General features: G+C 49.7%; 19 protein-coding genes. 8 read left to right on the top strand and 11 right to left on the bottom strand.

Going from position 1 to position 22,907, the window contains the following annotated elements:
* Positions 1–34 precede the first annotated feature (34 nt).
* Positions 35–901, top strand: coding sequence for an AraC family transcriptional regulator (locus tag ACFOET_RS04665; RefSeq protein ID WP_379020074.1), 867 nt, complete (start codon positions 35–37; stop codon positions 899–901).
* Positions 902–988: 87 nt separating this feature from the next.
* Complete coding sequence (locus ACFOET_RS04660; RefSeq protein ID WP_379020072.1) at positions 989–3,004, top strand: BCCT family transporter; 2,016 nt, start codon at positions 989–991, stop codon at positions 3,002–3,004.
* 83 nt (positions 3,005–3,087) lie between these two features.
* Here the strand turns inward: ACFOET_RS04660 and ACFOET_RS04655 are convergent, their stop codons facing one another.
* The 7 genes from ACFOET_RS04655 to ACFOET_RS04625 all read right to left on the bottom strand — a co-directional run bounded on the left by ACFOET_RS04655 (position 3,088) and on the right by ACFOET_RS04625 (position 13,320).
* On the bottom strand, positions 3,088–5,376 hold the full coding sequence (locus ACFOET_RS04655) for a GH92 family glycosyl hydrolase (protein WP_379020070.1): 2,289 nt from the start codon (positions 5,374–5,376) through the stop codon (positions 3,088–3,090).
* A gap of 167 nt (positions 5,377–5,543) precedes the next feature.
* Positions 5,544–6,521 carry an NAD(P)H-quinone oxidoreductase gene (locus tag ACFOET_RS04650; protein WP_379020068.1) on the bottom strand — a complete coding sequence of 326 codons (978 nt, stop codon included), beginning with the start codon at positions 6,519–6,521 and terminating at the stop codon, positions 5,544–5,546.
* On the bottom strand, positions 6,518–9,250 hold the full coding sequence (locus tag ACFOET_RS04645; protein ID WP_379020066.1) for an outer membrane beta-barrel protein: 2,733 nt from the start codon (positions 9,248–9,250) through the stop codon (positions 6,518–6,520). The genes ACFOET_RS04650 and ACFOET_RS04645 overlap by 4 nt, the downstream gene beginning before the upstream one ends.
* A 166-nt stretch (positions 9,251–9,416) precedes the next feature.
* Positions 9,417–9,941, bottom strand: a complete 525-nt coding sequence (locus ACFOET_RS04640) for a ferritin (protein ID WP_379020064.1) — start codon at positions 9,939–9,941, stop codon at positions 9,417–9,419.
* Positions 9,942–10,090: 149 nt separating this feature from the next.
* Positions 10,091–10,453: a hypothetical protein gene (locus ACFOET_RS04635; protein WP_379020062.1), complete on the bottom strand. Its 363-nt coding sequence runs from the start codon at positions 10,451–10,453 to the stop codon at positions 10,091–10,093.
* 111 nt (positions 10,454–10,564) lie between these two features.
* Positions 10,565–11,905, bottom strand: a complete 1,341-nt coding sequence (locus ACFOET_RS04630) for an efflux RND transporter periplasmic adaptor subunit (protein WP_379020060.1) — start codon at positions 11,903–11,905, stop codon at positions 10,565–10,567.
* A 26-nt stretch (positions 11,906–11,931) separates the two neighbouring features.
* Positions 11,932–13,320: a TolC family protein gene (locus ACFOET_RS04625; RefSeq protein ID WP_379020058.1), complete on the bottom strand. Its 1,389-nt coding sequence runs from the start codon at positions 13,318–13,320 to the stop codon at positions 11,932–11,934.
* Positions 13,321–13,373: 53 nt separating this feature from the next.
* Here ACFOET_RS04625 and ACFOET_RS04620 point away from each other — a divergent pair, with 53 nt between their 5' ends.
* Positions 13,374–13,985: a polysaccharide deacetylase family protein gene (locus tag ACFOET_RS04620; RefSeq protein ID WP_379020056.1), complete on the top strand. Its 612-nt coding sequence runs from the start codon at positions 13,374–13,376 to the stop codon at positions 13,983–13,985.
* A gap of 25 nt (positions 13,986–14,010) precedes the next feature.
* On the opposite strand, the gene ACFOET_RS04615 is transcribed toward ACFOET_RS04620, so the two are convergent.
* A complete protein-coding gene (locus ACFOET_RS04615) occupies positions 14,011–14,784 on the bottom strand; it encodes a DUF4249 domain-containing protein (RefSeq protein ID WP_379020054.1) in 774 nt (257 codons plus the stop codon).
* A 3-nt stretch (positions 14,785–14,787) separates the two neighbouring features.
* Positions 14,788–17,094, bottom strand: a complete 2,307-nt coding sequence (locus ACFOET_RS04610) for a TonB-dependent receptor (protein ID WP_379020052.1) — start codon at positions 17,092–17,094, stop codon at positions 14,788–14,790.
* Positions 17,095–17,331: 237 nt separating this feature from the next.
* On the opposite strand from ACFOET_RS04610, the gene ACFOET_RS04605 reads away from it, so the two are divergent.
* Positions 17,332–18,066 carry a 3-keto-disaccharide hydrolase gene (locus tag ACFOET_RS04605; protein ID WP_379020050.1) on the top strand — a complete coding sequence of 245 codons (735 nt, stop codon included), beginning with the start codon at positions 17,332–17,334 and terminating at the stop codon, positions 18,064–18,066.
* Between the two features lie 44 nt (positions 18,067–18,110).
* Here the strand turns inward: ACFOET_RS04605 and ACFOET_RS04600 are convergent, their stop codons facing one another.
* Entirely contained in the window at positions 18,111–19,052 is a 942-nt protein-coding gene (locus ACFOET_RS04600) for a hydrogen peroxide-inducible genes activator (protein ID WP_379020048.1), read from the bottom strand.
* A 322-nt stretch (positions 19,053–19,374) separates the two neighbouring features.
* Between ACFOET_RS04600 and ACFOET_RS04595 the strand changes: the two genes are divergently transcribed.
* From ACFOET_RS04595 to ACFOET_RS04580, 4 genes are all read left to right on the top strand, one after another.
* Positions 19,375–20,043, top strand: coding sequence for a DUF6266 family protein (locus ACFOET_RS04595; RefSeq protein WP_379020046.1), 669 nt, complete (start codon positions 19,375–19,377; stop codon positions 20,041–20,043).
* A gap of 10 nt (positions 20,044–20,053) precedes the next feature.
* Positions 20,054–20,617: a DUF6266 family protein gene (locus ACFOET_RS04590; protein WP_379020044.1), complete on the top strand. Its 564-nt coding sequence runs from the start codon at positions 20,054–20,056 to the stop codon at positions 20,615–20,617.
* Positions 20,618–20,723: 106 nt separating this feature from the next.
* Positions 20,724–21,566 carry a helix-turn-helix transcriptional regulator gene (locus tag ACFOET_RS04585; RefSeq protein WP_379020042.1) on the top strand — a complete coding sequence of 281 codons (843 nt, stop codon included), beginning with the start codon at positions 20,724–20,726 and terminating at the stop codon, positions 21,564–21,566.
* Positions 21,563–22,414: a 3-keto-disaccharide hydrolase gene (locus ACFOET_RS04580; protein WP_379020040.1), complete on the top strand. Its 852-nt coding sequence runs from the start codon at positions 21,563–21,565 to the stop codon at positions 22,412–22,414. The genes ACFOET_RS04585 and ACFOET_RS04580 overlap by 4 nt, the downstream gene beginning before the upstream one ends.
* Positions 22,415–22,469: 55 nt before the next feature.
* Here the strand turns inward: ACFOET_RS04580 and ACFOET_RS04575 are convergent, their stop codons facing one another.
* A complete protein-coding gene (locus ACFOET_RS04575; RefSeq protein ID WP_379020038.1) occupies positions 22,470–22,901 on the bottom strand; it encodes a hypothetical protein in 432 nt (143 codons plus the stop codon).
* Between the last annotated feature and the right edge of the window lie 6 nt (positions 22,902–22,907).

Raw genomic sequence — 22,907 nt, 5'->3', positions numbered from 1 at the left:
AGCGGCAACCATTTATTGATGAATAACTAACTTAATGAAACCTCAATTACGCAAAGTAAGCACCTCCCCTGCCCACTCGTTCAGCGTGAGGCGCGACACCGTTCCGCAGGTCAACAACCGCTGGCACTACCACCGTGAGGTTGAACTTATTCACTTCGCAAAGGGGCACGGTACCCAATTCGTCGGCGATAGCATCCGCAACTTCGGCGCAGGTGATGTCGTGCTGATCGGCGCTAACCTCCCCCATTATTGGAGCTTTGACAACCGGTATGTCAAACAGGAAGGCATGGAAGAAGCAGACATACGCGTGGCACATTTCAACGACGACTTCTGGGGCGCAACTTTTCTCGACCTACCGGAAAATACAGCCATCAAGCAGTTGCTCTGTACCGCAAAGCGAGGAATTGCCATTTCGGGGAAAGCCCGTTCTGCCGTTCAGAAGCTTCTTGGAGAATTATTGGTGACGGCGGGCGCTAAGCGGATCATTTTACTGATGGAGGCACTCACAGTCATCGCTCATGCGGACGACGTCTGCTTGCTTTCCTCCGTTGGTTTCCACCCGCATTTCCAGCGCGGCGAAAATGACCGCATCAACAACATCTACGACTTCGCGCTGCAGCACTTCAAACGGCGGATTACACTGGATGAGATTGCCGAAGTAGCCGGCATGAGCAGCAACGCATTCTGTCGCTACTTCAAATCGAGGACCGGCAAAACGTTTTCCCAGTTTCTCATCGAACTACGCGTGGGCAATGCCTGCAAGCTGCTTATCGAAAACAACATGAATGTCAAGCAGATCTGTTACGAAAGCGGCTTCCATAACTTTGCGGGATTCCATAAATACTTCAAACAGCTTACGGGAAAGAGCCCGCTGAATTATCAAAAAACCTACTTTTGCTAACAAATGACCGGAATAAGCGTTTTCTACTTGAGCGATCCCTAGGGGAAGCGCATTTTTGAGGATAATATAAACTAAACGCATACTATTATGCTCAGTATCAAAAAGCTGTCCGCATACAGCACCTTTAAAAAGGGTATCATGATACCCAGTTTAGTATTCATCCTTTCCGTTACATTTGTTTCAAGCGTATTCCCTAACCGTACTGCCACGTTGTTGGGCCGTGTTCAGGACTGGATATTTGTTAATATGAACTGGATGTACGTCTGGTCAGTAACCTTCTTCGTCATTTTCCTTTTTTTCTTGGTTTTCAGCAAATACGGATCCATCAAACTGGGCGACAACCATGCCGAGCCGGAACATTCGTTCTTTTCATGGATATCCATGCTTTTTGCTGCTGGAATGGGAATCGGCTTGATGTATTTTGGTGTGGCGGAGCCCATATCACACTTTTCAGACCAGACGTTCAGGCCGCTGAATGACATCACGCGAGCAAAGAATGCACAATTATACACATTCTTTCATTGGGGTATACACGCCTGGGCCATCTATGGCGTAGTCGGTTTGTCATTAGCATACTTTACCTATCGGTTCAAGTTACCTCTCTCGCTCCGCAATTGCTTTTATCCGATTCTGAAAAATAAGGTTAACGGGATTGGGGGCGATGTCATCGACACCTTTGCTTTATGCAGCACGTTTTTCGGCATTACCACCACGTTAGGATTCGGAGTGGTACAGTTAAACGCCGGACTGGTTCAGGTGGGCGTGCTGGGCGGCAGCGGGTTCGGATACCAGGTGGCCATTGTATCGGTCATCATGGCTATCGCCATACTTTCTACCACTTCCGGACTCAATAAAGGGATCAAGTTCTTGAGTCAACTTAATATCATTATCGCGGTTGCGTTTATGCTTTTTATCATCATCGTCGGCCCGACAGTCTTTCTGCTCGGATCCTTTTCTGAAGGAATCGGCTATTATATCAACCAGTTTTTCAATTTAACTTTTAATACCTATGCATATGAACCGGAAACGCAGCCTTGGTTTTTCAATTGGACGATTCTATACTGGGCATGGTGGATTTCCTGGGCGCCTTATGTCGGCTTGTTTATTGCAAGAATATCGCGCGGCCGTACGATCAGGGAGTTTATCGGTGCCGTCTTGATCATACCGACGGCTTTTAATTTTTTATGGATGACCGTATTTGGGAACAGTGCAACTTGGGTGGATCGCAACGTAACGCATGGCGCGCTGAGCCGTATGGCCGACAACGCAGACGAGCTATTGTTCCTGTTCTTATCTCATTTTCCGGTCCCGGCGATAAGCAGCGCTGTAGCCATATTGATCATCTTCATATTTTTTGTTACATCTGCTGATTCGGGAATGTTCGTAATGAACAGCATTGCCACCAAAAACGCCGCCAAGTCGCCGAAATGGCAGCTCGTATTCTGGGGGGTATTGCTGGCGCTTCTGGCGCTTGTTCTGCTCAACGCCGGTGGGTTGCAGTCATTGCAAACGATGACATTGATCACGGCCTTGCCGTTTTCCATCATTATGCTCCTGTTCTGCTATAGCCTCATACAGGGATTAATCATAGACAACAATTATTACGGGAGGGCATTGTCTCCAGCAACAAGCTACTGGTCGGGCGAGTTTTGGAAAGATCGCCTTCAGCGAATCCTGTCGTTCAAAAGCAAGGAGGCGGTCGCCGATTTCATGCTGCAGACGGTGCAGCCGGCGCTGAATGAGCTTGCAGACGAATTTAACAGCCGTGGAATAGCCGCCGTGGTTACGACGAGGGAAAGACCCATGGAAGTGGCACTTACCATCAAGCATGCGTTGATCGAGGATTTTGTATACGGCGTCCGCAATCAATCAAAAGTGATTTCCGACTTTCTGGTTAACGAAGAAAATGTTCCGGGTGCCGCTGGCAACAACACCTATATCCCCAAAACCTTTTTCGGAGACAACAGGACAGGTTATAATGTCGAGTCTTTTACCAAAAAGGAGATCATTGCAGATGTCCTGAAACAGTATGAGCGCTTCATCGAATTGTCGTCTGAAGTAAAAAATGAACTTTTTACGGACAACACCTCAAAACGACCATAATCAACGTTAAAGAACGAAATATATAAAAAAAACCCGCTGATGACTCAGCGGGCTTGTTTGTTTAAAATGGCAGTCCCTAAAAATCACTGTTCCAAACTCAGTGAAAATGGAAAGTCTGCCTGCTTGGTGCCCCGTTTCGTATTCGGCTTATCCGACATATCGAAATCCAGTACCGCACCGTTGATCAATTCGCTATGCTTGAGGTAGTTCTTGCTATATGCTTTGCCATTGAATCTTGCCGACCGGATATAGCGGTTTTCCCTGCCATTATCGGGCGCATTGATTTCGATGGTCTTGTTACCGGGCAGCTGAATGGTCGCTTTCTTGAACAGCGGCGCCCCTATGACGTATTCGTCGACAGCCGGGGTGACCGGATAAAAGCCCAACGCCGAAAAGACATACCACGCCGATGTTTGTCCGTTGTCTTCATCACCGCAATACCCGTCGGGCGTGGGCATATACATGCGGTTCATCGTCTCCCTCACCCAATATTGGGCTTTCCATGGCGCCCCGGCATAGTTGTATAGATAAATCATGTGCTGGATAGGCTGGTTGCCGTGCGCGTACTGTCCCATGTTCGCGATCTGCATCTCGCGGATCTCGTGGATGGTAAAGCCGTAGTAGCTGTCATCGAATATAGGAGGCAGCGAGAATACCGAATCCAGTTTAGTGATAAACGCTTTATGTCCTCCCATCAGTTGGGCCAGCCCCTCCACATCCTGGAAAACCGACCATGAGTAATGCCAGCTATTGCCTTCAGTAAACGCATCGCCCCATTTGAACGGGTTGAAAGGGCTTTGAAAGCTGCCGTCCTTGTTCTTCCCGCGCATCAGGCCAGTTTCTTTGTCAAACAGTTTCTTATAGTTAAAGCTGCGCTCGCGGTATAGCGCCACCTCATCAGCCGGACGCCCCAACGCCTTAGCCAGCTGGTAGATGGCGAAATCGTCATAAGCATACTCCAGCGAACGGGCTGCATTTTCGTTGATATTCACGTCATACGGCACGTAGCCGAGCGTTGTATAATACTCCGCCCCGGCGCGTCCCACGGCGGTGATAGGCCCGGCGTTGTTCGCGCCCTTCAATGCGGCCTCATAAAGTTTATCGATGTCATACCCACGCATGCCCTTGATATAAGCATCAGCCACCACGGAAGCCGAATTGTTGCCCACCATGATGTTGCGGTAGCCGGGACTGGCCCACTCGGGCAACCACCCGCCCTCTTTGTAGGTATTCACCAATCCTTCCTGCATCTTCTGGCTCATCTCGGGATATACCAGATTAAGGAAAGGGAACAGCGCCCGGAACGTGTCCCAGAATCCCGTGTCGGTAAACATGTATCCCGGCAGCACCTGTCCGTTGTACGGGCTGTAGTGCATCACATTGCCGTCAGCGTCGTATTCATAAAACATGCGGGGAAATAGGATCGTTCGGTATAGGCAGGAATAAAACGTGCGTACCTCGTCGATCGTCCCGCCTTCCACCTTTACCTTACCAAGTTCTTCGTTCCATTGGTCTGCGCCTTCCTGCTTAACGGTTTCGAAGTCCTTGTCACCGATTTCCCGCAGGTTCAATTCGGCCTGCTCATGGCTGATGAACGACGAAGCCACTTTGGCCTGCACCTGTTCCCCTCTTTTGCCAATACGGAAACCTACGATGGCCCCCACGTGGTCTGCCTGCATTTCAAGCCGGTTATCTACCAGCGCAGAATCGGCAAAGGTAGCCACATCAGCAAAAGGGCGGTCAAACACCATTACGAAGTAATTTTTGAAATTGTCGGGCACACCGCCGCTATTGCGCGTCGTATAGCCGATGATTTTGTTTTCCCCCGGTATGATCTTTACATACGATCCTTTGTCGAACGCATCGACCACCACATAGGCGCTGTCGGTCTCGGGAAATGTAAAGCGGAAACGTGCAGCCCGTTCGGTCGGTGTGATTTCTGTGGTCAGGTCATGGTCCGCAAGATAGACACTGTAATAATGCGGCTGGGCTACCTCTGCCTTATGCGAAAACCAGCTTGCGCGTTCATTTTCATCGAATGTCGGCTTACCGGTGATCGGCATAATAGAAAACTGCCCGTAATCGTTCATCCAGGGCGACGGTTGATGGGTCTGTTTGAAACCCCGTATCTTGTCGGCTGTATAAGTGTACATCCATCCGTCTCCCATTTTACCGGTTTGCGGCGACCAGAAGTTCATCCCCCACGGCCGGGCAATGGCCGGATAGGTGTTGCCATTGGACAGCAAGTGGACGGATTGCGTGCCCATGAGCGGATTGACATAATCTAATGGATGATCTACTTGCGTCACCTCCTGAGCATGAATAGACGGGATAAACAACAAGCAGAAATAAAAGGACAATAATGATTTCATCTTCGTGAAGATTTGTTATAGGATTTATATTCGTTAATGTATTACAGTCGGCTAATATGGCGAAAATATTAGGAAAACGCAAATGCTAAAAGTATTTAGCATTGTACGCAATGTTTCGGCAGTCCAACCGGTTCCGTCGGTTACGAGAAGCATTCCGGCCCCCATAGCTAACGCCCACTGGTCAACACCAGCTTCCCGATGAATTCACCGGATTCCATCAGTTCATGGGCGCTTCGTGCTTCGGCTAAGGGAAAAACATGGTGGATGACGGGCTTGAAGGCGCCCGAAGATACCAACGGCCAGACCGCCTGCTCCACGGCTTCACGGAGCGTGCTCTTGAAAGCAGCATCACGGCTTCTGAGTGTGCTTCCCGTGAGCGTGAGTCTCCGCTGCATGAGCGTAAGTATATCAAGCGTTGCCCGCTTTCCTCCCGCCGCGTTGATGAACACGAGCCGTCCCTCATCAGCCAACAGCGAAAGGTGCTTTTCAACGTATGGTGCGCCGATGCTGTCCAGGATGACGTCGATCCGTCTACCGGACAACTGTTCTGCAAAATCCTGTGTTTTGTAGTTCACGCAAATCCCTGCGCCCAGGCCTTCGCAGAACGCGCATTTCTCGTCTGATCCGGCGGTAGCATAAACCTGTGCACCAAACAGCCTGGCCAGCTGAATTGCTGTGGTACCGATCCCGCCGCTCCCACCCTGCACCAACAGCGTTTCTCCCGATTGCAAGAGCCCCCGTTGAAATACATTGTGCCAAACTGTGAATACGGTCTCCGGCAGGCAGGCTGCCTCTTCAAAGCCAAGATTTTGTGGAATAGGCAGGCAATGCGAAGCGTCGACCGTTACAAATTCAGCATAGCCGCCCCCAGCGACCAGCGCGCAGACCTTGTCGCCGGGCACCCAGCGTGTCACCCCGGTGCCGCACGATTCGACTACGCCGGCCACCTCCAAACCTGGAATATCCTGTACCACCCCTGGTGGCGCCGGATAGTGGCCTTTCCGCTGGAAGATATCCGGACGGTTTACACCGGCCGCACACACTTTGATAAGCACCTCGCCGGGGGAGGGTTCCGGTATCGGGCGCCGGCGGACCACCAGTCCATCCACGCTTCCGAAAGCTTCGATGACAATTACCCGCATCATGATTTATTAGAAAAGTATTGCTGCAAACGGATGTTCAATGAAAGCATAAAATATCTCGCCAGCCGGTTATTACGCATAAACAGTGCGTCCGGTCCCATCACTTCATGCGTTACCCCCGTATTCTGGTTGAATAAATCGAACCCCTGGAACCGCAGCAATGCCATGTTGTTGTGCAAAAACGTCCATTCAAAGTATGCGTTCAGCAGGGTCGGGTTTGCGTTGACGAAGCTGTTAAATCCGTTGTTGAGCCGATGAGACAGGTCAAACCCGAATGCCCAGCTGTCCGAAAGGTACCCCTTACCTGCGAGGCCAACTAAAAACGAGTTGGCATCAATACCATCGCTGGACCGCAGCGAATATCGGGTACGGTTGAAGGTGTAACTGGTATTGATCTCGGTCTCAATGACGTCCTCCAGCATATACCTCATCTGCAACGCCTGTGAATAGATAAAGTTCCGCCCGAAATTCTTTTTATCGTCAATAAACGACACATTATTAACGTAATCGGTTGTGCCATTCAGGTTCAGCTGAAAATCATCGTTGAATACCGGTGTGCTGTACATGTAGTATCCCCTGGCATCAAAATACCCCGATGTGTTCCGGAAACTGGTTTCCTGAACCGTACTGCTGGGATTCCGGCGGTTGGTCACGATCTTGTTCTGGACCTGATTGAGTGCCAGCTGCGCCTCGAAAAATTGGCTCTTCCCTAATTTGGTCTGACGGAAGCGGGTGGTGATCCTGTTGATGAACTCCGCTTTCAGATCGGCGTTGCCGATGATGATATTCTGCGAGTTGGTCAGGTCGCGTATAGGCTGTATCTGCGAAAAATTGGGCTGGTTATTGGTCCCTAAGTACTCGATAGACCATTCACTCTCGTCACTGATTCGGAAGCGGAGACCGGCGCTGGGTATTAGATTGACATTGCGGTGCTGGGTAAGCGTATCCACGCCAAGCGTCCGTCCCTGAAGCAGCAAAGGCTGCACCCCAAAACCTAACGTATACTTAAGCCGCTTGTTTTGCTCTACCTGGTAATTCAGTCCTACGCGGTTGCTCTCAAAAAAATAGGAGTAATCGACGCTCAGCGAATCCACAAACCATTCTTTTCTCATGTCCCAGACGCTGCGGCGGCTGTCGATCGCCGTGTAATTGTATTCATAGCTGACCTCAAGAATACTCGTCTCATCAATGGGTTCGATGAAAGACGCTCTAAGCCGCCCTACCCGGTTCTGGTTGTTGCTGTTTACCTCTTGGGCCAACGAATAGGCATCGTCCAGCACAGGTTGTCCGGTATTGGCGTTGATGCTTTCGAAGTAGTCGTTGATGTCTTCCAGCTTATCCCGACTGTAGTATTTTCCCTGCATATTGACCACAAATTTGCGGCCCGGCTTGCTGAACATCCGCGAATACAGCACGTCCATATCAAAGTTCGGTGTCGACATCCGCTCCCCGGCGCGATACGTCCGTTCACTAACGACATTGCTGCCAGGACTATTTCGTCTGATGGTGTCGTTGCTAAGATTGTGGGAGGTGATATCCGTATAAGATAAGTTGGGACTTACCTTCAAATAGTTACGGTCATCCAACTGCGCTTCAATATCCCAAGCCATCAAGTGGTTGATGTTGTCTGTATTGACCTCCTTTACTTCCTGCTTGATGATCTGGTAACGGTCATAATGGCTTTGCAGCAACGAATTTCCGATCGTGTTATTTTTGCGGTTTGTAAACGTGTACTTTCCATAGATGCTCACCTTATCTGAAAGGTCATCCGAATAACTGACCCCTGCCGATGTGGTCGTGTTGACCCCGTCTACGGGATCCATGATTCCGGTCAGATCGGCGTTGCCACGCTCCCTTGTACCGGCACCACTTGGCGCTCCGTAGCTGAACAGGCTGGTATTGGTGTTATTCAGCGATCCAAGCACAGAGAACTCCTGCCCATCATTGAAGTTATTGATTCCAACGCTGCCAAGGTACCGCTCTTCGGTTCCTCCACCTCCAGTTACCTGGCCAAAACGGATTCGTTTCCGGTCCTCCTTCAGCACGATGTTGAGTATCTTCTCTGGCTCGGTATCTTTTATTCCTGTGCTGTTTGCCATATCGCCGTAGTAATCGATTACCTGTATCGATTGAATGTATTCGGCGGGCAGATTACGGGTAGCCGTCAGCACATCGCCTCCGAAAAAATTCTTACTGTCCACTTCCACCCTGCTGACCTGTTTCCCATGCGCTATAACCCTGCCGTCACGCCGTACCTGTATATTAGGGAGCTGCTTCAGGGCCTCTTCGAGCAATGAATTCTCGCGTACATTGAAGGCATCAAGATTGTATTGCACTGTATCCTCTTTGATCACAATAGGCTGTACACGATTGATGACAATTTCCCTGAGTAACGTCTGCTCTGGAGGCAGCACCGTAGGAAGCAGTTGCATGGCTTGGCCCGAAAAATTAGTAGCGTACGAGCGATCCAAAATTTTATAGCCGATCAAGCTGAACGTCAGCCGGAACTCCGGGGCTATGATATCGGAAAACCGGAATGCGCCACTTTTATCGGTGACGGCCAGTACCGTATCCAATATGGAGGTCAGCCTCACATTCACCCCTACCAAGGGTGTGCCAGCCGTATCGATCACGAAGCCGCTTACTTCCTTTCGTTCATGCTGAGCCCAAGCCTGCAACGATACAAAAAGAAACGCGAAAACGAGGAGCCTATGTATAGCTATCGATGGCAACTTATCGTCGGGATATAATGTTTTGGTCCGGAATGTTTTCTACTTAATACAAAATCTTATTCGCTCCTATAAAGAACGAAAGATAACACTAAATCCGTATGTGTGCAAAAAAAATCGGGTCGCCTTTAAAAAGACAACCCGATCATGTGGACGTTAGTCGCGGAAACTACCCCTCGTAGCTTACTTTATGGACGTGTTTGTCAATTTCCCACCGTCCGGTTCCTTCCTCTCCAATTACGTCAAACATTTCGAGAATGCGCCGTGCAACGTACTCCTCTTCAATCTGCTCTTCAAGGAACCACTGGATGAACTGAAACGTCACAAAGTCCTTTAGCTTGATACATTTGTCAGCAATGTTGTTGAATTGCTGGGTAACATACATTTCTTGCTCCAACATCTGCTCAAACACCCCGCGGAACGATTCGAAATCCGCCGGAATATTCACAATCTCAGGGGAAATGGCCCGGCCGCCCCGGTCGTTTACATAGTTAAAGAGCTTCATCATGTGCTTCCGCTCTTCTTCCGACTGCTTGGCGAAAAAATCAGCGCTGAAATCATAACCCTGGTCATCGCACCATGACGACATAGCCAGGTAGACAGACGATGAATGAGCTTCAACTTTTATCTGCGCATTCAATATGTTTTCTATTTCTTCGTTCAACGAAGTTTTCAACCGTAATAAATCTTTCATAACGCTATCTTTTTAGTTTCCAATGAAACGGGAGTGCGCCCCCGGACTCTGTTCATACAAATTTACGAAAACAGAACCGCAATTCACTCAACATAAAAGCAATACAAATTCAGTCTAAATTATAAGGAACAAACGGTGGTAACCGGCGATTAAGCCACCCGGCTTGGTGTAGCCTTTAAGCACGATTGGACCACGCTATTGAGCTCGATCATGAATTTAGCGCCATCCAATAGTTCGCGCAGGTTTAATACATCGTTGATGCCCAAGACAAAACAACGTGGTGTCCGGAAAGGCATCACAATCGTAAAATCTGCCGTCCGTGACGGATCGATGATCATTGCTGAAATATCGATAGCATCAATGTTTTTCTTAAAGCCGAAGAAGTCACTCACCCTAAATGATGTCGTGCTTCCCGCAAATTCCAGCCAATAGCAGTTCTGCCTGCTGCACTGGTATACCGCACCGTGATCGGTTTTATATACTTCCTCAAAATTAGCTAAAGGGCAAATCATCTTCCTGATTAAGCATTATTCGGGCCGAATATACGTATTATTTATAATCAGTCCAACTTAATTTATAGATTCAAACGGTGCAGGCACCGCTTACCCTATCTCCCTGCTTAGCTAAAGCAAGCTGTTTTTATCGACCTTCTCTACCTTGCTTCCATCTTTAAGCAGTTTGCTGATTGCATTGAATGGACGGGACACGACCTCATCTCCCTCATTGACCCCCGAAAGGATGCGTATGTACATGTCATCCTGTATTCCGGTGGTCACTTCGACTTGCTTCACGGCGCCGTTGGTGTAAACGAATACGTACTCTTTCATCTTCGGCGCACCAGCTGCTGCCGGCGAAGCGCCCGTTGCGGTCGTATCGTTGTCGCCGGTCGACTCGCGTGTCGTTACTGCTTGGATAGGCACTGCCAAACCGGTATCCTGCTGTGTATGGATGTCTACCGTGGCCGACAACCCCGGGCGGAATGGAGAAGGATTCGGTTGGTCCTTCTTTAGCAGGTCTTCATAGGATTCCGGAAGTATCCGTACTTTTACATTAAAGTTGGTGACCTGGTCGGTACCGGCAGTCGCGCTGGTTGCATTTGCGGCGGTGGTGGACGAACTGGCGATCTCGGTGACCACCCCTTTGAATTTCCTGCCTTGAAAAGCATCCACTTCGATGGTTGCCTCGTTGTTGAGCGCCACACGGGTAATATCGTTCTCGTTGACTTCGACCACCACCTCCATGGAATTCATATTTGCAATACGCATGATTTCCGTTCCGGCCATCTGCGCAGTTCCCACGACGCGCTCGCCGAGTTCAGCCTGTAACAACGACACAACCCCATCTACCGGCGCGTAGATCGTCGTCCGTGCCAGGTTGTCGCCGGCCTCCTTTACAGACGCCTGTGACTGGTCTATGCCATACCGGGAAGCCAAGACGTTCTGCCGTTGTGCTTCCAGATTTGCTCTGGCGGCTTCATAATCGGCACTCACCTTATCAAACTCCGCTGCTGATATTACCTTTTTGTCAAACAGTTCTTTATTCCGCTTATAGGTAGCCTCAATATTAACGAAATTGGCTTCCTGCTGCTTCAGCTGCTGCTCGGCAACCGCCAGACTGGCGCGCTGCGCATTTAGCGATGCAATCGCCCGATCATAGCCGGATTGCAGAATATCAGGCCGTATACGGCAAAGAACCTGCCCTTTGGTTACCACATCTCCTTCTTTCACGTTGAGTTCCACGATCTCACCTGACACCTCAGAACTCAATTTCACCTCCACCTCCGGATGTATTTTCCCACTGGCAGATACTTGCTCATTCACCGTCCGTTTCTCCACCTTGTCTGTGGCTACCTTGATGACATCGCCTTGGCCGATCCAGCCCATCTTGTTGGCGATAATCACAAATACCACAAGGATCACTGCACCGATCAGCACGTATTTAAGCGTATTTTTCTTCTTTGCCATAGTCTGTTTATGATTTTGGTCGTTTATTAGTTTTCAAAAGTTATTTCATTGCCCAGGTAAAAGTCGATCACTTTACTGCGGAACAGCAGGTCATACTTTGCTTGGATGTGATCAAACTCGCTCCTGTTCATCGTTGTCTGTGCGGTGAACAATTCTACCGAATTGGCCAGCCCCACCTCGTAGCGCTGATTGATGACCTCAAATGCATCTCTTGCCGACGAAAACGCCGTCTCGGTTGAAGCATATCGCTTTTCTGCCGACCGAAGATCCAATATGGCCTGATTAATGATCTTATTCAGGTTATTCTTAACCAACTGTTCGTTTGTCAGCACGTTTTGATAATTGATTTTTGCCCTGTTCACATTGATCTTGGTTTGGAACCGGTTGAATATCGGAATATTAAGGCTTAATCCAATATATGGGCTTTCGTTATTTCGCAATTGCTGCGCAAAAGAAACCCGGCCATATTCGATTGGCCTGCCTTCCGGATCGAATGCGATCGGCTGCGAAGCCACTGAAGATACGCTTGTGCTGTACCCTGCACCAAAGCCCAGCGTCGGATAATACGCCCCCCTGGCAATAGCGATATTGTTCTTTGCTGCCTCCGATGAAAATGCGGCCGCCCGGATGTCAGGCTGTACCTTCAACGCCTCGGTATATACCGCTGTAGGGTTGTAAGCAACGGCAACATTTTCGATAGACTCAATGTCCGGCTTTTCCAGCACGATCTCTTCTGCTGGGTTCATTTCCATCAACTGCTTCAGGTTGAGCATCGACAGTTCAAACGCATTCTCTGCCGATGTCACATTCAGTTCATCGGTAGCCACCTGGCTCCTGGCCTGAGACAGGTCAGCCAATGTGTTGTTGCCAACTTCATAGTTGGCCTCTGCGAACTCAAGCTGCTGCTGCGACAATTTCAGCTGCATTTCCGCTGCGGTCAGCAGGTCCTGGTTCGTCAACGCCTCCAGGTAGGTGGTCACCACGGACAGCACCAGGTCGTTCTTTACCTTTTCAATGTTGCTTTGTTCAGCAGCAAGCTGGTTCTTATTGGCCAATATCTGGTTGATGCGCTGAAACCCCTGAAAAATAGGAATGTCCGTTGAGACACCACCGTTAGCGGTGTTTACCGAAGGCACCAATTGTCCTGTCGTTTGGTCGAAATACCGCCCGAAACGCATGCTCCCACCGAATTGGGCATTGAGTGTGGGATAATATTGGCTTCTTGCCTGCTTTAAATCCTCTTCCGACAATGCAGCCTGAAATTGAGCCTGCTTGACCTGCAAATTGTTTTCTAAGGCATAATGTATAGCCTCTCTGACAGGAATTAATCGCTGCGCGGCACCATGCGTGGGGACCAACAACGCCATACATAAGCAGGCCATCGAAAACGTTAGGTGTAAGAAACTTCTTTTCATTTAGCTGTAGTTACCTTCAAAATTTGCGCTTAATTTACTTCCTTTGCAAATCCATGTATACGGTCCGCTCTCCCCTCGTCTTACGGTGGCTTTACCCCACGCTTACCTGGCACCGAAACCGGGAGGAAAAGCAGATTTATCTCACCTTTGACGACGGGCCGATACCGGATGTTACACCGTTTGTCATAAATACCTTAGAAAGTTATAACATCAAGGCCACGTTTTTCTGTGTGGGCGAAAATATAAAAAAACATCCTGATTTATTCGATCGGCTCATCAAAAACGGCCACCGGATCGGCAACCATACGCACAACCACCTTAATGGCTGGAAAACACCGGATGAGAAATACCTGGAAAACGTAGCCCGCTGCCAGCAATTGGCCCATACCGACCTGTTCCGGCCGCCATACGGACGTGGCAGCCGCTCCCAATACGCCAAGCTGCGGAAAGCAGGCTACACCATCGTCATGTGGGACGTGCTTAGCGGCGACTTCGACACCGGCCTGCACCCTGAAAAATGTTTAGCTAATGTATTGAACTACACACAAAATGGATCGATAGTCGTATTTCATGACAACATCAAAGCCGTCCCCCGGCTCACTTACGCGTTGCCGCGGGCCATTGAACACTGGTTGGCAGAAGGCTATGCTTTTGGCACATTATAGGCTTTGGACGGTAGGCCACAACGCACTATTGCACGACAGTCGAAATCTCTGACAAGGCGTGGGCGCTGAAATATCCCAACGCACCATCACCAAACACCGATGGTGGATTGGCAGGCGCCGCACTGCCCGGATTAATGGATCCCACGGCATTCCAAAAGTCGAATGCTGGTTTATCAATGGATTGCATCCAGATGACCACCGAATCACCTGCAACCAGCTCAGTTTCAAAATCGGTTACATCTTCACTTACATACCTGCCGTCATTGTACTTGTCATCGGTCACTCGAAGCATCTTAAACGGACTGTTGTTAACGCTCCAGAGGAAGCGGTAATAGTTCCTGCCTGGGGGGTCCTGATATTTGACGGCAACGAACTTCTGTTCCTCACCGAAAATACTACGCACCGCCGTACCGATGGAATCAGGCATCACACGTGGCGGCATGATGGATACCGCCGTAAAGACTTGGCCCTCCACCGCGACAACTAATTCATATCGCTCTCCTTCCTTGCCTTGGAAGAGATTCGTGTATATACCCGGTTGGCTTTCCGTAAACTTGTACAGCCTACCGCCGCCATCTGTCATGGTCACCTCAGCATTAGCGATCGGATCGAAAGCGCTGTTCGAGCTAAACGCCACCGTTCGACTGATGACTACCCGCTGTTGTTCTAAACGGTTGCTCACGGAGGCAGCGATCACCAACTTCGGGTCGGCATCGTTTAAATTGATATCAATAAGGTCTTCGCATGACGCCCATAAAAACCCAGTAGCCAGCAAGGCAATCCGATAATACTTAAGCATAACTTAAAATTTAAAATTCCAGGTGACCGATGGAATAATACCGAACAACGCGATCCGGTACGTTTCCGTGATGTTCGGATTATGTTCGTTCTCCCTGAAGTCAATGATAAAAGCGTTTTTGCGGTTATAGGCATTGTAAATACCGAACGTCCAGCTGGATTTGAACTTTTTTGCCAGCGTGGATTCCCATGTTGCGCCCAGATCCAGCCGGTGATAATCCGGCATGCGGTATCCATTACGTTCGGTATAATACCAAAGCGTACGCCCATCGACCGTGTATTTTCCACTGGGGAACGTCACCGCGTTGCCTGTACTGTAAACAAAGGTAGCCGAGAGATTCCATCGACGCGACAACTGATACATCCCCACCGCTGATAGGTCGTGTGTCCGGTCCTGCCGAGCCGCAAACCACCTGCCATTATTGATGCCATCGAAACGGCGCTCGCTCCGCGACAGTGCATAGCTGAGCCATCCGTTCAGCTTTCCTTCGCGCTTTTTCAGGAAAAGCTCCACACCATAGGCCCGCCCCACACCGTACAGCAGCTCCGCTTCCACGTGCTCATTTGCCTGCAAATCAGCTGCGTTTCGGTAATCGATCTGGTTCTGCATGTACTTATAATACGTTTCAACCGAAAACTCATACCGGTCGTTGTCAAAGTTCTGGTAATAACCCACAGCCGCCTGGTCAGCGACCTGTGGCTTGATATTATTGCTGCTCATTACCCAAGCATCAGTAGGCAGGCTGGAGGTCGAGTTGGAGAGCTGGTGTATGTTCTGCGTATTGCGGTTGTACGACAGCTTGATGCTGTTATTTCGTTGCAATAAGTAGCCGAGCGACAATCGGGGTTCCGGATTGATATAGTGCTGCACCACATTTCCCGGGCCGTATTCCCGGCTTCCCACGATATCGCCGTCGGCATCGTAATGGTAAAACGTGCCGGGTCCGAAAAGCAAAAAATTATTCAGCCGGATTCCGTAAATCAAGCTAAGCCGCTCAACCGGCTCCCACTCATGTGAGACATATGCAGCAGCCTCTAAGCCCGCACGCGACGGGAGCAGCAGGCTGTTTACCGGCGTATCCTCCTGGGCATTAATGCTGGCCGGAGAAATCCGCTGCTGAAGCAAGTTGACACCGAAACGCCACGTACTCCTGGCTGAAGAAAAGAGTTGGAAGTCCTGCTTTACGTTAAGATTCTGTATACGGGAGGCAATGACGAAGTCAAAATCGTCGCTTTCAATGTTGACGTTATAATTAAAATTGCTGTACACGAATGTCGTGTTGGAAAACAGCCGGCTATTCATCACCCGGTTCCAGCGTGCCGTGGCCGTAACATTCCCCCAGTCGAAGCCAAAAAGCCCGGAATACCCCAATACATCCCTGCCAAAATATCCTGAAAGAAAAACAGTGTTCCGATCATCGATGCGATAGTTGGCCTTTGCGTTCAGATCATAGAAATAAAGGCGGCTTTTGTTGATGTCTTCGTCATTGGAAAATTTGAGGAATAAATCGGCGTACGTCCTTCGCCCGCTAACCATGAATGATCCCCTATCTTTGACAATTGGCCCGTCCAATTTCAGGCGGGAAGCAATGAGTCCGATCCCACCTTCCGCTCCGAAGCTTTTTCTGTTGCCGTCCTGCATGGTAATATCCAGCACCGATGCCAACCGGCCGCCAAACTGGGCGGGCATGCCGCCTTTGTAAAGGTTTACGTCTTTGATAGCATCCGAATTGAACGTCGAGAAAAAACCGAAGAGGTGCGATGCATTATATACGAGCGCCTCATCAAGCAGGATCAGGTTCTGATCGCCAGCGCCGCCCCGCACAAAAAAATTACTGCTGCCCTCACCGCCAGACATTACACCTGGGAGTAACTGAATCGTCTTCAGCACATCCCGTTCGCCCATCAGCACCGGCACATGTCTGATTTCACTCACATCGACCTTCGCCACGCCCATTTGAGGGCTCCGCACATTCTCACTGACCGCCGTCTTACTGATGACCACTTCGTCGAGCAGTTCACCGCTGCGGAGGTCGATGTCTAACCTCACATCTTCGCGGATAGCAACCGGCACCTCATGCGTCTGATAGCCGACGTGCGAGATTACCAGCACATGATCGCCATCGGGTATGGCTAACGAGTAAAAACCATAGCTATTGGCACGCGTACCCACGGATGGATTGGCTTGCAGCCTGACACTAGCGCCACCCAACGTCTCTCCGGTCATGGCATCGCGGATATGGCCGCTGACGGCATGCGTGGATTGCGAAAAAGAGGGGGCATGAATACTAAAAAGGATGAGCAATAGCACGAAACGAGATCTGCAAAACGGAGTGATGGACATTTTTATATTGTCGAATGAAAAACAGTAAGTATACATACCGCGCACTTAGTCACATCTTATACTTGGCAATAATAAGAAAAAACTAAAGCGATTAACATTTCCCTTTCAACAAAAACAACGCCGAAGCACGCTTTTTTTAAAAATAAGTTTGTAGTATTGGGGCAACAAAACAAACTTACAAATCAAAATTTCAGAAACGTTGACATGAAAAATTTGAAAAAAACGCTATCCATCGCCGCTATCGCATTATTCGCAGCATGCGGATCGGGACAGCAGGCGGAGAACAGCCAAGGTTCGGGCGCCACGGCGGCCGATGAAAATGACGGTTGGGTATCTTTATTCGACGGCCAAACCACCAACGGGTGGCATACCTATTTAAGGGATACGGTTTCTGCTGCTTGGACTGCCCAGGATGGTGAATTGCGGTTTAATCCCGATGTAGCTCGGGACCAGCGCGGCGACATTGTCACCGATGGAGAGTACGAAAATTTCGAGCTGGAACTGGAGTGGAAAATTTCGCCGGGCGGCAACAGTGGTATCATTTTCGGCGTACACGAAGACCCGAAATTCAACGCTACCTACCAAACGGGTATTGAAATGCAGATATTGGATAATATCGATGCAGCCGACAACAAGATCGAAAACCACCTTGCAGGGTCGTTGTATGACATGATCGGAAGCAAGGAAGTTTCCCAGCCGAAGCCGGTAGGCGAATGGAACCTGGCGAAGATCCGCAAAAAAGACGGTCAGATCACGCTTTGGCTTAATGACGTACAGACCGCTGATGTCACCATCGGTACCGCCGAATGGGAACAGGTACTGAATGCCAGCAAGTTTACCGATTGGGAAGGGTTTGCGAAATACCCTAAAGGAAGAATCGCTCTTCAAGACCATGGCGATGTGGTCGCTTTCCGCAATATCCGGATTAAAGAGTTGTAATCATTATTGGTCGCCTGCCTAAGCGGCAGGCGACTTACTTACGGTCAATCAAACCCAACCACCTCGCGTTTCTTTTTCGACCTGAACTTCTTCGGTACGGCGGCGACGATCTCCCGCTCCAACGCGTCGATGGCTTGCTTTTTCAGGAAGTTGTGAGTGGTTACGAGGCTGATCTCCCGCACAGGTTCTGGCGATTTGAAATAGCGAACACGCGCTAATTGGTCTTCATCAAAATCGGCGATGGCCAATTCGGGAAGAATGGTACTGCCCGAGTTGCTGTCGACCATGCGCTTCAACGTTTCGACGCTGCCCGTGTTATACTCCAATGTCGTCCCCTCCGGGTCCATGCTCCGCTTGCGTTGGCAGATATTCAATACCTGCCCGCGCATACAGTGTCCTTCGGTAAGCAGCCAGAGTTTGTCTTCGAGTACATCCTCCGGTGTCACCTCTTTTTTATTCACAACCACACTTCCCGATGACACATAGGCCACAAAGGGCTCGTAAAACATCGGGCGCTCGACAAGCGCCGCGTCATAGACCGGCGTTGACAACACGCCGCAGTCCAGCAGCCCTACTTTCAGCTCCCGTACAATCTTCTCCGTCGTATATTCCCATATCTGCAATTGCAGCTTGGGAAAACGCTGCATAAAACCGCCCAGGACCTTTGGCAATAGGTAAGGCGCCACGGTAGGAATGATTCCGATGCGCAACTCTCCTTCGAGTTCGCCCTTCTTCGAATGCACCAATTCGCTAATCTTGCGGCTCTCGGTTAGTACGATCCGGGCTTGCTTGATAATTTCGACACCGACTTCCGTTGGCACTATGGGCTGCCGACTGCGATCGAATATCCTTGCGCCTATCGATTCTTCCAATTTCTGAATTTGCATGCTTAATGTCGGCTGGGTTACAAAACATTTTTCTGCGGCTGCAACGAAGCTACGGTAGGTATCGACCGCGATAACGTATTCTAATTGTACAAGTGTCATGATATTGAAAAAATCGATGCAAAGATAGCAAAACAACGCAACGCCAGATTAACGTCATCAAATTCAGTAACCCAACCAACCCCTAATGTGCGTAATAAAAGTAAGCAAACCTGATATTATTACTAGTTAAGTTGTATGTATTATCGTATTTTTATAGTAAATCTATCGTATATTTGTCGTAAATATTCGAACAAAATACGATGAATTAAGGAAAAAAATCCGAATATCGGTTAAATTAATCTGTTTTTACCTATGTAATTTTTTTGATTTTAATTGGAATTCATCCACGCGTTTGTTAATTTGCTTTGCAAAAGAAATCAACATGGGCATCATCGAGCAGGGGGTTAATGGGCCATTTAAGGGCAAGGCAGGGAGTGTAGTCGGCAGCAGTTGGAAGCGTATCCATTACATCAAGGGACTGCGAAAGGACAAAGGGCGGAAGCGTCCGCCTACGCCAGACCAGGCAATTCAACGGGAGAAATTCGTTATGCTGAATAGGTTTTTCAGCAGCCTCAGGAAGGTGATCAATATCGGATTTGTTCAGTTTACAGGAAAGTCTACAGCCGTCAACGCCGCACTCCGCTACAACTACGATCAAGCTTTCCTGGATGAGGGCGGCAATTTGCTGCTCAACTATTCCGCTCTCAAGCTGAGCCACGGTTCCCTTGTCACCGCAGGTACCGAAAAGGCGGTATTCGAGGGCAGCAATGCCATACGCGTGACGTGGAACACGAAGACGTATGGAATGGGCGGGGAAATGGACGATACCGCCCATGCCGTTGCCTATATTCCGGAAATAGACTACGCGGCCGGAAACGTAAAAAGCGAGGTCCGCCAGCATGGTTCGGCAATCATCAATTTCCATGAACCCATAGACCGGATGACGGTGCATGTCTGGCTTTTTTTCTCCGATAGGCAGAGCAAACGCGTTTCTAAAACCGTTTATATTCCGCTGAACGAGGCCGGTCCTGACTCCAACACTAAGACATAAACCTATTATTATGGAATTCTTTTACGACAGAAGCAAACCGAAGCCGAAGGAAAAGTCATACGGTAAACTTGCTGTTCAGCAACGGATGCGCCTGGCCATGGCTTTCCTCAATCCCCTCCGCCCGGTCATCGCCGAAAGCTGGCTGCTCCAGGGCAAGGGGAGTAAGAAAAAGGCATTTGGACAGGCCCTCAAACGGCTGATGGAGGAAGCGATGGAGGGCGAGTATCCCGAACAGCATGTGGTTCCGGAACGGGTGACCATCAGCACGGGCATGCTTCCTGCCCTTCAGGTTGCCGATGTGGTACACACCCCTCAGGAACTGGAAGTCTATTTCACGAGTTCGGACAATCCAATGGCAGGCGCAAGCGACGAGGTGGTGCTGGTGGTTTACAGCCCGGAAGCCGGCGTCGCTGGGCGGAACACCCATACCTGCAAACGGTCCGATGGGTCCATAAAAGTAGAACTGCCTCCTCCACTGTGGTCTTCTCCATTCCTTGCTTATCTTTTCGTGCACAGCGCGACAAAAAAACAATATAGCAGGAGCACGTATATCGGACACCTAAGCACATCATAGCCTATCCATTTATTATTTAGCGTCGTATATTTATTCATTTAGGACAATAAATCATAATTTCTCGTTATTTTAGCAGCCGGAGAAACCGCGAAACCTTAATTATGGAATGGATAATTATGTAAATAGGTATTACATCACGGAGGTAGACCGGCATCCAGATACCGTCTATTGCCACCACGCGGTGATGGGCGAAAAATTCATTCCGGAGCATGAACACAGGAAAGGCCAGTTTTTGTACACGGAAGGCGGCGTGGTTTACCTCAACACCCCAGAGCAATCGTATTTTCTCCCGGCAAGGCACTATATCTGGATTCCGGCGGGTACGCGGCATAGCATTCATCCCAGCACACCTGAGGTGATCATGCGCAACCTGTATTTCCCCGTACACGCGTGTGACGATGGATTTTTCGCGCGTACGGCGATCTATCCGGTAGACGATCTCCTGATGGAGTTGATGATGTTTACAAACCGGTGGAATGGCAATATCCATCCCGAAGACGAAAGCCGGTACAGCATTGCCAAGGCATTCAAAATGCTGCTTCCCGAGTTAAGCCGGGGTGCCCTGCCCTTGGCACTCCCCTATCCGGATGATACCCGGCTTGTGCGGATCGTCAATTATCTCGACAAAAACATTGGTGAAAACGTCAGTTTCAAGCACATCGCCGATCAATTCGGCATCAGCGAACGATCGCTGGCGCGCTTGTTTCAAAAAGAGCTTAACATGTCATTCATCCAGTACTTTACCATTCTGCGGATGCTGAAGGGGCTGAAATTGTTGCTCGACGACAAGCTGAGCATCAATGAGGTAGCCTCGAAGGTGGGATACAGCAGTTTGCCCACGTTCAGCAACACCTTTACCCGAATAGTAGGCGTTAGACCAAGTGAATACGTTAAACACCGGGGACTGTGGGACAGGCAACGAAACAACAACATCAAGCATAAATCATGAAAACAACCCTTATCATCGCCGCAGCGATGGCTGCAACAATAGCCGCCTGCACAAACTCGGCCACGGAGACAGCAAACGACCTCGAATGGATCCAGCTTTTCAACGGGAAGGACATAAACGACTGGACCGTCAAGATCGCCAAACACGAAGTTGGTGAAAACTATGCCAACACGTTCCGCGTGGAAGACGGCCTGCTGAAGGTGCGGTATGACGGATATACGGATTTTGATTTTCAATACGGCCACATCCACTACAACACCCCCTATTCCGCCTATCTTCTGCGCGTGGAATACCGCTTTACCGGTGAACAGGCCCCCGGAGGCGAAGGCTGGGCGTGGCGCAACAGCGGCGCCATGCTGCACGGACAGGACCCGAAGACGATGCTTAAAGACCAGGACTTCCCGATTTCCATCGAGGGCCAGCTGTTGGGAGGTGATGGCACCAACGAACGTACCACCAGCAACCTGTGCACGCCGGGCACCAACGTGGTTATGGAAATCGACGGCGAACTGTTCACCCCGCACTGTATCAATTCAAGTTCAAAGACCTACCATGGCGACCAATGGGTGACTGCTGAATTCCTCGTGCTGGCTGATTCGGTGGTGCACCACATCCTGGAAGGCGACACTGTACTGACTTATTACAAGCCCCAGATCGGCGGCGGCACGGTCTCGAATTTCGATCCGGCCGTGAAAGCAGATGGCAGGCTGCTGGACCGCGGATATATCTCTCTGCAAAGCGAAAGCCACCCGATTGACTTCAGAAAAGTGGAATTGCTTGATCTGGAACCGTATATGCAGAACCAGACGAAACTGCAGCAGGTGCTGGCAAGGCTGCGGGAACAGTAGCCCATACAAGGCAGCTTCCGTTCGTTTTGTCGACCGGCCTGATGCAAGCAGGTTGTTATTCATAAAAGTATAGCACAACCCCTTGCAATGCGCCGGAAGTATCGTCTATCCGGGTATCGCTTAACGATATCGCGAGCTCGGTTCCATTTTTTTCCGTGCGCCATTCGGCTGTTCTCATCGAACCGGGTTCGTCGTCAATACGTTCGCTTGTTATTTCCCAACCGTTGGTACGGTAAGTTTTTTCAAAAAAATCTACAGCTTCTGCCCACGTGGCGGCATAACTAAACGATGCACTTTTGGCAACTTTGGCATCCGTACAAGCCGTTAGTGTGGCCGATTGGGGAATGGGAATGGTAACGCCCAAACAATCGCTAATTGCGCTGTTGTCCGTCAATTTGTTATCGTCCTTGCTTCCGCAGGCCGTTAGGGCTACGACCAAGGCTAGCGTAAGTATCCTCGGAATGGTTTTGTTTTCCAGTTGTTTCATCTTTAT

Origin of the sequence: Parapedobacter deserti, from assembly GCF_042646065.1 — a bacterium.
Classification (GTDB): Bacteria; Bacteroidota; Bacteroidia; order Sphingobacteriales; family Sphingobacteriaceae; genus Parapedobacter; species Parapedobacter deserti.
This window is presented reverse-complemented; position numbering and strand designations above follow the sequence as displayed.